Here is a 13,199-nt window from a genome sequence, read left to right on the forward strand (position 1 = left end):
TTAACGCCGCCCTTCCCGCAGCCAACCGCCCAGCAGAAAGCCTCCAGCCAGCAGCAAGACAAGCCAGGGCGGCAGCAACCCGGCCTGCGTGACATCCCGCGTCTCATACGCGTTGCGTGGGGTCAGACCGATCCAACCCCGACCGGCGGCGGGGCGTCCGGCGCGTACGTTGCGGATCGACGGCAGCCCATCTTCCAACCGGATCACACCGCCCCGCAACCTGGCCAGCACCGGTTCAAGGACATCACCAGTCGCGATGGTGCGCTCGAACTCCTTCGGTGCAGCAGGGCCAAGGCCGATCACAGCCATGTGGTCGCCTTCCTGCAAACGATAAAGGCCGATCTCGGGGCCGTAATACTGCGCTTCAAACCGACCCGGAGAAACCTCTTTCAAAGTAATCTCCAACGTCTCGCCATTCGGCAAGGTGACTGTTACCGGGCCGACTTCTGTCCCGAGCGTCTGACGAATGATGCGCATGGACTGACCGTTGGCCTCGGCCCACAACGCCTCTTCTTCCAGTTCCGGTTCTTTCATCATCCAATGGGCCAGCCTGCGCAACAGCTCCAGCTGCGGACCCCCTCCTTCGAAGCCACGACTCCAAAGCCAGGCATGGTCAGACGCAAGCATCGCAACGCGCCCTTCGCCGACACGGTTCAGGACAAGCAGCGGACGATCCTCGACCCCGGTCATCAGCACGTCGCCCGAGCGATGTTTCACGTCGATCTGTCGCAACCACGCCCCCCAATCCTCGGATTCTCCAAGGTTGGTCGTGACCGGGTGACGATGCCCCAGATCACTGACCATCGGCACATATCGTTCCTCGATCACCCGCGCGGTTGGCTGAGCTGGCAGAACTGGCGCCAGGGGCGAGCGGAAGATGCTGTCGGCACCGGCGAAATCAGGTCCGGCGGCAACCAGGACCGCGCCGCCTTCGTTGATGTAGCTTGTGACATTGTCCAGATAGATCGCAGGCAGAATCCCGCGCCGCTTGTAGCGGTCAAAGATGATCAGGTCGAAATCGTTGATCTTTTCCAGAAACAACTCACGCGTCGGAAAGGCGATCAGCGACAGCTCGTCAACGGGCACACCGTCCTGTTTCTCGGGCGGGCGCAGGATGGTGAAATGCACCAGATCAACAGAACTATCAGATTTCAACAGGTTACGCCACGTGCGACCGCCCGGATGCGGTTCACCCGAGACCAGCAGCACACGCAGGCGGTCCCTTACGCCATTCATCTGGATCAGGGCCGTGTTGTTGCGGTCGGTCAACTCGCCCTCAGCCTGAGGGACGGAAAACTGGATCACGTTGCGCCCGCCATGGGGCAATGTGACGGGCAGTTCGACATCGCGACCGATTGGAATGCTGAACTGCTCGGGCTCGCCCCCATCCACCGAAATTTCCAGCGGCGCAGATGTTGCACCTGCGGGGGCAGCTCCGCTGTCTTCGACGCGCAGGGTCAAGGTCACCGATTCACCAATGATGGCGAAAGCAGGGGCGTTTCGGACAATAAGCCTGCGATCCCAGTCGCTTTCCCGCCCGGTTTGCAGCAGGTGCATCGGCGCGGGCAGATCCGGGGCCTGATCGGCATCATGCACGATCCCATCTGACACCACGAGGATACCTGCGATACGCGCGCGCGGCTCTTCCGCCAGGGCTTCGTTCAGGGCTGCCATGATCTGCGTGCCCTCATCACCTTCACCATCGCCAACCCGGATACGGCGCAGTTCTGTATTGTCGCGTGCCTCGATCTCTGCGGCTAGGTCATCTGCGGCCATTGCTGTTTGTTCCGCCCGATCTGAAAGCGTCTGGCTGGCGCTTTCATCCTCGAACATCAGAACGATATCTGTCAGCGGTGCACGATCTTCGATCTGATAGACCGGGCCGGACAGCGCAGCGATGATCACCAGCGCCGCCAACCCACGCAAGGCCCATCCCGACAATCCGCGCCACAAGGCCATCACGACCCCGGCCACGGCAATCATACCCACGACAAGCAGCATCGCCCACGGGATCAGCGGATCAAAGATCACGGTTCCTGTCATTGCCCCAACCTGTCCAGAAGGGCGGGCACGTGAACCTGATCGGATTTGTAGTTCCCCGTCAGCACATGCATCACCAGATTGACACCAAAACGATTGGCCAACTCGCGTTGCCGTTCCCCGGCATAACCGCGCCCGACGGGTAACAGCGCCTGCCCGTTGCGATCCACCGCCCAGGCACCGGCCCAGTCATTGCCGCCAATGACCACCGGCGTCACATTGTCGTTCAGATTGCGGAAAGGCATCCCGTCGATTTGTTCTGCATCCAGCGGCGCGGCTTCGACCCAAACCTCGGTGCCTGAATATCGGCCCGGAAAATCCTGTAACAGGTAGAACGTGCGTGTCAGAACATGGTCGCGCGGAATCGGCTCTAATGCAGGTATATTCAGCGGTCCGGCCAGTTGTTGCAGTTTGCGGCCATTTGGGCTGGAGGCACCGAAACCGGCGATATCCGCGTCACGCGTGTCAAACAGGATCATCCCCCCGGACCGCAGATAGGCGTTTAGCTTCACATAAGCCTCGGCCGAAGGTTGCGACTGGCTTGCTGAGATCGGCCAATAAAGCAACGGAAAGAACGCCAGTTCATCCCGTTCCAGATCAACACCAATGGGGTCTGCCGGTTCGACCGATGTGCGATAGAACAGGGTTTGACCAAGTCCCCGCAACCCGGCTTGCGCAATATCATCCACCTGAGCGTCGCCAGTCAGGACATGCGCCAATACCAGTTCGTGGGTCGCAGCCAATGCAAACTCGGTGTCCTCAGGCGTTTGCGCGTGACCTTCGGGTACTAGCAGAAAGGCAGCCAGCGCAGCGGCCGTCGTCCGGGCCAGACCCAACCTGCCCGACAAAGCAAGCGATGCAATAACATCGACTGTCAGCAAAATCAGCGCAAGGCTGAGCAACAGGCCACCGAGCGGCGTTTCCGTACTGACCTCCTGCCCTTTGATCGGCACATTCGCGGGCCAGACAACGGGACGCAGCTGGGTTTCTTCTGAGACGACGTTCAACGCCAGCTTCTGCTTGCCGCTTTCATAAAGACCCGGGCGCAGTTCCGGCCCGATCTGGCCCGATATCAGTTCAACCCCGTCGACACCGGCCAGGGTTCCGGCATCTGACAAGGTGCCAAACCCGTCCATGATTTGTACGGGCTCCCATGTTGTTCCCAGTAACTGAGCCTCTTGCCGTGATTTTGCGGCCGAGGCCACGGCCAGCCGATCCAGCATTTCAACGAACAGGCCCGACAGTGGCAGGCTGGACCATTCTGCATCGGCGGTCACATGGAACAACACCACCTGCCCCAACCCCAGCGCCTTACGTGTCACCAAAGGCGTGCCGTCAGACAGCGAGGCAATCACACGATCCGCCAAGTTAGGGTCTGGTTGCGCCATGACCTGAGTGGAAACGACCACGTCATCAGGGATGTCCAATCCATAGAAAGGCGAGGTTTCGGGGAATGGTGCCAGGGTCTTGGCCTCACCCCAGCTCATCGCGCCGCCGACAGATCGCCCACCGCTGCGCAGCCGCGCAGGCAGCAGGGTGTCTTCGGTGTCACGCCCAAGATCGCTGGCCGCCATACGCGGGCCGGCAAAGCGCAGCAACAAACCGCCCTGTTCGACCCATTCAATCAGGTCCGCCTTTTCTGGTTCCGACATCTGGGCCACATCTGACAGAACAATGACATCCGGATTGGCGGGCAGAACCTCAGTCAGACCGCCATCGACGAAATCCGCCGTGGGGCTCAGGACCTGAGTCAGATAATGCAGGGGTGACAGCAGCTCCAGACCTTCGCGGTTCAAACTCCCGGCAATCAGCGCGACCTCACGGCGACGCAGGCTGTCATCGGTCAAGGTCACGGTCCCGGCGGACCTTTGGCCCTGGATTTCGAACCGCGTGATCCGGGCGCGGAGTTCGGATGGCAGCGCCAGATCGACCTGCGCCGAAGCGTTCCCGGCTTCCAGGGTCAGTTCCACTGAATGTAGCACACGCGCCGTTCCGGCCGGGTCGCGCCCATGTGCCAATACAGTCACACGTTCCTCGGGTCCGGGGCCTGCGCGCTGCACTGTCAATTGGATCAACCCGTCCTGATAAGCGGCAGGCAGGATCGCCATGGGCCGGGACGCCGCCTGATAAACCACCACATCGCCACGAGCCTGCAAGCTGGAGACCAGCGCCGCATGATCCGCGTAATCCAGCCGGTCACTGAACCAATGGGTATCAAACCCGCCATCAATTGAATTTAGTGCCGCAATGGTCTGTGCGATCTGAGGTTCGGTCGGCTGCCATGGGTTGGGCATCAATCCCGGCAAATGCCCTCGCCATGCCTCGGCCGCCTGAAAAACGGGTGTTTCTGGTTCGGTCAGGCGCAGGATAGCCACTGTGCGCCCCGCGCGACCAGCCTCGGTCAGTTGCGCATCGATCTGATCCAGCGTGGCGGGCCATCGGGTCGCGCCTGCCCAACTGGCGTCCAGCACCATCAGCAGCGGCCCGGACCCGATCTCATCCCGCGACGGGTTCAGAACCGGACCGGCCAGACCTATGATCACCGCCGCAGCTGCCAGCATCCGCAGCAGCAACAGCCACCACGGCGTGCGGTCCGAAACGCTTTCATCATCCTTTAGGCCCAGCAGCAGCGTCACCGCAGGGAACATCCGGCGGATCGGCGCTGGCGGCACCGCGCGCAGGATCAGCCAAAGGATCGGCAGGGTCAGAAGACCCAGCAGAACCCATGGAGCGGTAAAGCCGATGCCCGCCAGAACCGTCATCGCGTTCCCCCGTCCAAGGCCCGATAAAGCCATAACAGAGCCGCTTGTGCGCTATCGCCCGTGTGATGCAGGCCCATTTGCCAGCCAGTCGCCCGGCAAAGCTGCGTCAGCGCATCCTTGCGGTGGGCGAGGCGTTGCAGATAGCGGTCCCGCAGCTCTGCCGCCTTGAGCGTTTCGTGCCGGACGGACCCTCCAACGCTTTCGAAAATCGTACGCCCACGATAAGGAAATGTCTCTTCTCCTGGGTCCAGCACCTGAAGGATTACGCCGCGAACACCACGGTCGGCCGCTTTGGTCAGGGCCAGTTCAACTTCATCCATTGGACCAAGAAAATCCGAAATGAATACGGCACGGGCATGCGGGATCATGGCGCGATGTTCGGGTGGCGCGTAATCCGTTTGATCATCCTCGGACCAGGCTTGCGCCAGCCGGATGATCTGCGCATTGCCGCGCCGGGGCGGCAATGTCGTGCCGGTCAGGCCAACGCGTTCACCGCCGCGGACCAGCAGGATTGACGTTGCCAGCCCCAAAAGCCGGGCTCGGTCCGCTTTGGTCGGCAGTGTCTTGTCGGACGCAAACCGCATCGACGCGCCCTGATCGACCCATAGCATCACGGATTGCGCGATCTGCCATTCGCGTTCCCGCACATATTGCTGATCTCCACGCGCCGAGCGGCGGTGGTCGATCATCCGGCGGCTGTCCCCGATCTGCGCGGGGCGGTATTGCCAGAAATCATCCCCCATGCCAGAGCGCCGCCGACCATGGTCTCCCAGCAGAACGGTGCCTGCCAGATGCTCGGCCCGCGCCAAAAGGGGCGGCAGCCGCGATGCTTCGGCCTCGGATCTTTCGCGAAGGGTCAACGCGGCATTCACGCTGCCGCCTCGGTCCGGATCAACCCGACAGCGGTCGAGTCGATCAGGTCAGCCAGACTGTCGCCGCGTGCCCGTGCCGCAAAGTTGAGCGCCATCCGGTGGCTGAGCACCGGGCGCGCCATATCCAGCACATCCTCGGCATTGGGTGCCAGACGTCCCTGCAACATCGCACGTGCCCGAACCGTCATCATCAGCGCCTGTGCAGCGCGTGGCCCAGGACCCCACGCGACGGTTTCAGCAACCCGTTCGGATACACCCGCTTCTTCTGGGCGGAAGGCCCGCACCAGATCAAGGATCAGTTCAACAACCGAGTCCCCGACCGGCATCCGACGTAGCAGGACCTGCGCAGCCAGCAGTTCTTCCTTGCTGAAAATCTGATGTGCTTCGTCTTCCTCAACCCCGGTCGTGGCCAGCAGAATATCCCGCTCGGTCTGGCGGTCGGGGTATTCTACATCGATCTGTACAAGAAACCGGTCCAGCTGCGCTTCGGGCAGCGGATAGGTGCCTTCCTGTTCGATCGGGTTTTGCGTGGCCAGAACATGGAATGGTACACCAAGGGAACGGTCCTCACCGGCCACAGTAACGGTGCGTTCCTGCATCGCCTGCAGCAGCGCAGATTGCGTTCGCGGGCTTGCCCGGTTGATTTCATCCGCCATCAGCAGCTGACAGAAGATCGGGCCGGGAATGAAACGGAAATGGCGGCTGCCATCGTCAGCCGTATCCAACACCTCAGATCCAAGAATATCGGCGGGCATCAGGTCGGGCGTAAACTGAATGCGATTGCCATGCAGGCCCATCACGGTCGACAACGTCTCGACCAACCGTGTCTTGCCCAAGCCCGGCAGACCGATCAGAAGGGCGTGACCACCGCACAAAAGCGCAGCCAGGGTCAGGTCCACGACCCGTTCCTGCCCGATGAAGCGGCGGGTGATCGAGGCCTTGGCCTCTTGCAGCTTGTTTTCCAGCGCTTCGATCTCGGCTACGAGGTCGGCAGGTTCGTTCATGACTTTCCCTTCCGTGGACGAATATAATTGAAGTGTATCGCGCTGAGAGGAAATGGCAAAAGCAATGAGCGGACAAAAACCTGTGAAACCCTCGCCCGACGGATTGGCCGCATCGGTAAAAGCCGCCAAAACCCGGGGTTTACCGCCCGTTCACCTGTGGAATCCTCCGTTTTGTGGCGATCTGGACATCCGTGTCGCAAAAGATGGTACATGGAGTTATTTAGGCTCGCCCATCAATCGGTTCGAGCTTGTGAAGCTTTTTTCCTCAATTCTTAAGAAAGAAGACGGGAAATACTATCTGGTCACGCCGGTTGAAAAGGTGGGAATCACTGTCGAGGACGCGCCGTTCATCGCCGTGGATTTCGAGCAAACCGGCGAAGGTCAGACGCAAGACCTGACCTTTCGCACACAAGTGGACGACATCGCTGTTGCAGGGCCCACGCATCCGATCCGGATTGTAATCGATCCTGAAACAGAAGAACCGTCACCCTACATACTGATCCGCACGAACCTCGAAGCGCGCATAGATCGCAAAAGTTTCTATCGCCTTGTCGAGATTGGCGGCCACCATGAGGGCTGGTTCGGTGTCTGGTCAGGTGGGCAATTCTTCCCGCTGATCCCTTCAGCCGATCTTGGCTGACCGTGGAGCGCGATCCTGGGCCAGCACGACGGCCAAAGCAACCACGCCCGCGCCCAGCGCACGGGTCCAGTTCCAGTCCTCCCCCAGCATCAGCATGATCAGCATCACGTAAAACGGGGCGATATTGATGTGAAACGAAGCCAGCGCCACGCCCAGCTTTCCCACGGCCGAGATGAACAACACTTGGCTGAGCCCCAGTGATATCAAGGCATAGATCCCAAGCATCCCCCATTGCTGCCCATCAATGGCGGCGGTTGGCAGCACATCCATGCCCAGCTGGGCCGCCCCAAAACTCAGCACTGCGGCCATGAGCAACCCACCGACGAAAGTAATCGTACAGCGCCCGATCTGACTGAGTTCGGGGAAGTCGCGCGCAGTGGCCATGCTACCCCAGCAAAACAGGCCCGTTGCAAGGATCGCCAGAACCGCGCCCAGCCCCAGCTGTTCGGGCGCGGCGGTGCTGGTTGCAATCAGCCCACCCAGAACCGACACCAGAACACCCAACGCAAAGGTCCACTTCAGCCGTCGGGTTCCTGCCATCAGCTCCAGTACCGTTGCAAGCAAAGGCGCGCAGGATGCAATGATCGCGACCGTCACCGGATCCGTCATTTTCTGCGCGACGATCAGCAGAAACATGGCAAAGCCAAAACCAAAGCCGCCGACAACCATCGCCCGGCCCCATCTGGCGCGTAACACTCTGCTGGGACCGTCCAGCAGAACCCAGACCGGTATCAAAACGGCAACCGCCAACACCAGGCGCGCAGTCAGCAATGCAACAGGGGGCCAGGTTTGCAGCAACACCTCTGCCGCGGGGAAACCCGCTGCCCAGGTGATCATGGAGGCAACGGCCAACCCATTCCCTGACAGCGCTGGATTTTGGCCACCAGACAAAACGGTAGTTGCCCCGCGTACGGGTTCCGGGCTCATCGCCATTGGATTCGGACCTTTTGTTAATGCGACACCCGTAATGACGCGCCGCGCTGAGCGGACCTTTGCTGATTCGGTGCAGGCGATCTGGTCGATTTTCGACAATCTGTCGTTTTCGATCCCTTCCCCGAAAAACATCCCTTGCGTATGGTCGGATCACCACAACCACTGACCGCTCATGCCCAGATTTGCTGCCAACCTTTCGCTTCTGTTTACGGAAATGCCTTACCTGGATCGGTTTCAGGCGGCGGCAGATGCCGGGTTTACCGCGATCGAGGTTTTGTTTCCTTACGACATCGCCGCGACGGAAACCCGCCGCGCCTTGATTGCCAACGGGTTGGAGCTTGTGTTGATCAATGCGCCACCGCCCAACTACACCGGCGGTGCGCCGGGTTACGCAGCGATCCCCGATGGTCAATCACGGTTCCAGTCGGACATTCGCCGTGTCCTGCGATATGCAGGGGTGCTTCGCCCCGGCCTGATCCACATCATGTCCGGATATGCCACCGGGCCAGATGCATTGAATTGTTTTGTGCAAAACCTGCAATGGGCTGCCGATTTCGCCCCACAGCAGCAGTTCACCATCGAACCGCTCAACCCGGTTTCACAGCCCGGGTATTTTTTGAACGATTATGATCTGGCAGCAGACGTGCTCAACCAGGTGGATCGCCCGAATGTCGGCCTGCAATATGACAGCTTTCACGCCCATATGATCCATGGCGACGCGCTGGCTGTCTGGGATCGCTTTCATCCGCAGGTGGTCCATGCCCAAATCGGCGCAGCCCCGGATCGCATGGAACCGGGTCGTGGCCCAACGGATTTCAAAGGCTTGTTCTCGGCCATGGACGCGGCAGGTTATGGCGGCTGGGTTAGCGCGGAATACACACCCTCAACTCAACGCACCTGCGACACACTTGACTGGATGCGGGACTTGCACTGGTAATTTTCATTTAAATACCGCACATCAGGGGCATTGCGACCACTAGGATGCCTGCCATGATACCAGCCCGCTATGCCCGTGCCGTTTTCAGCCTGATCATGTCCGGCCTCATGTCCTTGATTGTAACGGGGATTGCGACGGTCAAAGCAATCGGGTTTAACCCCGGCACAGTTGGCGATTGGATGGCGTCCTGGGCTTTTTGTTGGCCCATCGCCTTCACCGTAATCCTGCTGTTTGGCCCATCTGTGCAACGAATGGTGAACCGCATGGTCGGGCCGCAGGGCTAACCCGCTGCAAAGACAGACCGCCGAGGACTGATGAACAACACCGTTAGTGCGCCTCGGCCCAGTTCGCCCCCTTTCCGGCATCCACGACCAGCTTCACATCCAGCTTGACCGCAGGATCCGAGGCGCCCTCCATCACGTCACGGGCCACGTCAACCACCTGATCCACCGCGTCTTCGGCCACTTCGAACAGCAACTCGTCGTGAACCTGCAACAGCATCCTGGCAGGCAATCCGGCGATCGCGTCCGGCATTCGCACCATCGCGCGCCGGATCACATCCGCCGCAGTACCTTGAATTGGCGCATTGATCGCCGCGCGGCGCGAGAACCCTGCATGTGGCCCTTTGGCATTGATCTCGGGCGTGTGAATCTTGCGCCCGAACAGGGTTTGCACATAGCCGTGCTCTTTCGCGAATTCGACTGTGTCGTCCATATAGCGGCGAATGCCTGGGAATCGTTCGAAATAACGATCAATAAAGCTCTGTGCCTCGGCCCGTGGAATACGCAGGTTCCGGGCCAGACCAAAGCCCGAGATGCCGTAGATCACGCCGAAGTTGATTGCCTTTGCCTGACGGCGGATATCAGGTGTCATCTCATCCAACGGCACGTCGAACATCTCGGACGCGGTCATGGCGTGAATATCCAAACCGTCAGAAAACGCCTGTTTCAGAGCCGAAATATCAGCAATATGGGCCAGAATGCGCAACTCAATCTGGCTGTAGTCGAGACTTACCAAGACATTGCCCGGCTCGGCGATGAAAGCCTCACGAATACGCCGCCCTTCTTCTGTCCGCACCGGAATGTTTTGCAGGTTGGGATCGGTCGAAGCCAGACGCCCCGTGTTCGCTCCGGTGATCGAATAAGATGTGTGTACCCGGCCTGTGTCGGGGTTGATATGGGTCTGTAGCGCGTCGGTATAGGTCGATTTCAGCTTGCTCAGCTGCCGCCAGTCCAGCACACGGCGCGGCAGTTCATGCTCGGTTGCGAGGTCTTCCAGAATATCAGCGCCGGTCGAGTATTTGCCGGTCTTGCCTTTCTTGCCACCTTCCAGACCCATCTTGTCGAACAGGATTTCGCCCAGCTGAGCGGGCGATCCGACATTAAAGCTTCCCCCGGCCAACTCGTGAATTTCAGCCTCTAAACCGGCCATTTTCTGGGCAAATGCGTTGGACATCCGGCTCAGGACATCGCGGTCGACCTTGATTCCATACATCTCCATCCCGGCCAGTACCGGGACCAGCGGCCGTTCCAGCGTCTCATAGACGGTGGTCACCTGTGCCCGGTGCAATTGCGGTTTGAACAGCTGCCACAAACGCAGGGTGATGTCCGCATCTTCAGCTGCATAGGCCGTGGCCTCGTCAATCGCAACCTTGTCGAAGGTGATTGCCGATTTTCCCGACCCCAGCAGTGGTTTGATCGGGATTGGTGTGTGGCTCAGATAACGCTCGGACAGGGTGTCCATCCCATGCCCATGTTCACCGCCATGCATGGCGTAGGACATCAGCATCGTATCGTCGATGGGTGCCACGTCGATGCCGTGTCGCCTGAAGATCTTGGCATCATATTTCATGTTCTGCCCGATCTTGAGGACCGACGGATCCTCGAGCATCGGTTTCAAAAGCATCAGGGCTTCATCCAATTGCATCTGCCCATCGGCCAAAGCATCCGATCCAAACAGATCGTCCGCTGATCCATCGCGGTGGGTCAACGGGATGTAACAGGCTTCTCCGGCCTCGACGCACAGCGAAATACCCACCAGACCGGCAATCATCTCGTTCAGGCCCGTGGTCTCTGTGTCTACAGCCACCCAACCACGCTCATAGGCCTGGTCAATCCACTTTTGCAGGGCCGCTGCATCACTTACGCATTCGTATTTCGAACTGTCAAACGGGATCACCTCGGCCTCGACCTCTGCCGCCGCTGGCGCAGGCGCGTCGGCAATCACCGGAGCCTCAACCCCCAGCTTGTCAGCGATGCGCTTGGTGAGGGTACGGAACTCCATCTCCGCTAGAAACGCCAACAGCGTGTCTGCATCGGGGTCCCTCACCTCAAGGTCGTCCAAGGTGAAATCCAGCGGAGTATTCTCATCCAGTTGAACCAATTTCTTCGAAAGCTCGATCTGGTCTCGCATTTCGATCAGGGTCTGGCGGCGTTTGGGCTGCTTGATCTCATCCGCCCGGTCCAGCAGGGTCTCCAGGTCGCCGAATTCGTTGATCAGCAAAGCCGCCGTCTTGACCCCGATCCCCGGCGCGCCAGGAACATTGTCGACGCTATCACCTGCCAACGCCTGAACATCGACCACACGTTCCGGTCCAACCCCGAACTTCTCGACCACGCCATCCCGGTCAATGCGTTTGTTCTTCATCGCATCCAGCATTTCGACGCCGTCCCCGACCAACTGCATCAAGTCCTTGTCGGAACTCACGATGGTCACACGGCCACCCGCATCTCGCGCCTGAACAGCGAGGGTCGCGATAATGTCGTCAGCCTCATAGCCCTCCATCTCCTTGCAGGCGATGTTGAACGCTTTTGTCGCCTCGCGGGTCAGCGGCATCTGTGGGCGCAGATCCTCGGGCATCGCCTCGCGGTTGGCCTTGTAGAGGTCGTAAAGGTCATTGCGGAAGGTATGCGAGCCTTTGTCAAAGATCACCGCCACATGGGTCGGCGCATCTGGCCCGGTGTTTCCCTCGACATATTTCTGCAGCATGTTGCAAAAGCCCGAAACAGCCCCAATTGGCAGACCATCCGACTTGCGAGTCAGCGGTGGCAACGCGTGATAGGCCCTGAAAATAAAGGCCGATCCGTCGATCAGATGCAGGTGACACCCTTTTCCGAAAATGCTCATGCGCGCGCTCCCTATCGGTCAGGAATGGTTCTGCCACAGGGTCGCGCGGGTGACCAGTCTTGAACTTGGACTAACCGCCGAAGAGGCCGCTGAAAACGTCCGAGAAACTGTTCAGCAGCGCCATAATGATCAACACACCGAGGAAGGCAAAAAACGCGAAGGCAAAGAACTGGAACAAAATTGCGCCGATGCCAACAGCAATCCCAGCAATGGCAGGGCGCCGCCTTTCGTGACGCAGGATGCCAACAACCGACAGAATAACCGCCAGCCCACCTAGCATGGCAACACCGATCTGCAGGAAATCATCCAGATCGCGCGCGCGGGCAACGGGCTCAGGCTGCTCCATCCCTGCGGCCGCGCGCAGAGTAGATTTGCCGATTTCAGCTGCCAGTTCACCCAGAGACACGCCCGAGGACTGGTTTGGGGCAAATGGACCAGCCCAGAAGACAAACAAGGCAGCAAACAATGCCAAAGACGCTATGCAAAAGCCAACCCAACCAAAAATCGGGTTGGCGGAATCATTGGATGTAATATCGCTCATCACGCGCGCCTACGTTGCTTGCCACGTGCATTACCATAAAAAACACGGCGAGATTTGGGCGAAACCCAACTAGGTCAGCAATCAGCTTTGCTCTGTGCCTTTCAGAACATATTTGCAGTCGCAATAGGGGCATTCGACCCAGCCTGCGTCTTCTGGAATTTGCAGCCACACGCGCGGATGGCCCAACGCACCTTCGCCGCCGTCACAGGCAACACGGGCGGTTTCGACGATCTTGGTTTCCGGCGCTTCGATGGTCACGGCTGGCGATCCTTCTTCGGTTGTCGGCCACGCGGGCATGTATTAGGTGCGTTTATGAGCGATGATCAAACCGGGGGCAAGTGCCA

At 59.6% G+C, this 13,199-nt stretch carries 11 protein-coding genes; 3 read left to right on the plus strand and 8 right to left on the minus strand.

Annotated elements, in window-relative coordinates; genetic code table 11:
• Genes ACR0AP_RS09725 through ACR0AP_RS09740 form a run of 4 tightly spaced genes read right to left on the minus strand, consistent with a single transcriptional unit; the run spans nucleotide 1 to nucleotide 6,678 of the window.
• Nucleotides 1-2,043 (minus strand): hypothetical protein, encoded by a 2,043-nt coding sequence (locus tag ACR0AP_RS09725; protein ID WP_480506572.1) that lies wholly within the window; start codon nucleotides 2,041-2,043, stop codon nucleotides 1-3.
• Complete coding sequence (locus tag ACR0AP_RS09730; RefSeq protein ID WP_480506573.1) at nucleotides 2,040-4,802, minus strand: DUF4159 domain-containing protein; 2,763 nt, start codon at nucleotides 4,800-4,802, stop codon at nucleotides 2,040-2,042. The genes ACR0AP_RS09725 and ACR0AP_RS09730 overlap by 4 nt, the downstream gene beginning before the upstream one ends.
• Nucleotides 4,799-5,674 (minus strand): DUF58 domain-containing protein, encoded by an 876-nt coding sequence (locus ACR0AP_RS09735; RefSeq protein WP_209598490.1) that lies wholly within the window; start codon nucleotides 5,672-5,674, stop codon nucleotides 4,799-4,801. Before ACR0AP_RS09735 ends, ACR0AP_RS09730 begins: the two co-directional genes overlap by 4 nt.
• On the minus strand, nucleotides 5,671-6,678 hold the full coding sequence (locus ACR0AP_RS09740) for an AAA family ATPase (protein WP_480506574.1): 1,008 nt from the start codon (nucleotides 6,676-6,678) through the stop codon (nucleotides 5,671-5,673). Before ACR0AP_RS09740 ends, ACR0AP_RS09735 begins: the two co-directional genes overlap by 4 nt.
• Before the next feature lie 64 nt (nucleotides 6,679-6,742).
• Here ACR0AP_RS09740 and ACR0AP_RS09745 point away from each other — a divergent pair, with 64 nt between their 5' ends.
• Nucleotides 6,743-7,318, plus strand: a complete 576-nt coding sequence (locus tag ACR0AP_RS09745) for a DUF1285 domain-containing protein (protein ID WP_480506576.1) — start codon at nucleotides 6,743-6,745, stop codon at nucleotides 7,316-7,318.
• Here the strand turns inward: ACR0AP_RS09745 and ACR0AP_RS09750 are convergent.
• Complete coding sequence (locus ACR0AP_RS09750) at nucleotides 7,301-8,251, minus strand: DMT family transporter (protein WP_480506577.1); 951 nt, start codon at nucleotides 8,249-8,251, stop codon at nucleotides 7,301-7,303. The two genes, ACR0AP_RS09745 and ACR0AP_RS09750, sit on opposite strands and share 18 nt — an antisense overlap.
• 172 nt (nucleotides 8,252-8,423) lie before the next feature.
• Here ACR0AP_RS09750 and ACR0AP_RS09755 point away from each other — a divergent pair, with 172 nt between their 5' ends.
• Entirely contained in the window at nucleotides 8,424-9,188 is a 765-nt protein-coding gene (locus tag ACR0AP_RS09755) for a hydroxypyruvate isomerase family protein (protein WP_480506578.1), read from the plus strand.
• A gap of 53 nt (nucleotides 9,189-9,241) precedes the next feature.
• Complete coding sequence (locus ACR0AP_RS09760) at nucleotides 9,242-9,472, plus strand: DUF2798 domain-containing protein (RefSeq protein ID WP_209505197.1); 231 nt, start codon at nucleotides 9,242-9,244, stop codon at nucleotides 9,470-9,472.
• A 43-nt stretch (nucleotides 9,473-9,515) separates the two neighbouring features.
• Here ACR0AP_RS09760 and polA read toward each other — a convergent pair whose 3' ends face one another.
• The 3 genes from polA to ACR0AP_RS09775 all read right to left on the minus strand — a co-directional run bounded on the left by polA (nucleotide 9,516) and on the right by ACR0AP_RS09775 (nucleotide 13,113).
• Nucleotides 9,516-12,314, minus strand: coding sequence for a DNA polymerase I (polA, locus tag ACR0AP_RS09765; protein WP_480506579.1), 2,799 nt, complete (start codon nucleotides 12,312-12,314; stop codon nucleotides 9,516-9,518).
• 70 nt (nucleotides 12,315-12,384) lie between these two features.
• Nucleotides 12,385-12,855, minus strand: coding sequence for a hypothetical protein (locus ACR0AP_RS09770; protein ID WP_209505199.1), 471 nt, complete (start codon nucleotides 12,853-12,855; stop codon nucleotides 12,385-12,387).
• Nucleotides 12,856-12,936: 81 nt separating this feature from the next.
• The gene (locus ACR0AP_RS09775; protein ID WP_209598538.1) at nucleotides 12,937-13,113 is read right to left on the minus strand and encodes a zinc-finger domain-containing protein; all 177 of its coding nucleotides are present in this window, start codon (nucleotides 13,111-13,113) and stop codon (nucleotides 12,937-12,939) included.
• Between the last annotated feature and the right edge of the window lie 86 nt (nucleotides 13,114-13,199).

This window comes from Ruegeria sp. AF7, assembly GCF_056541885.1.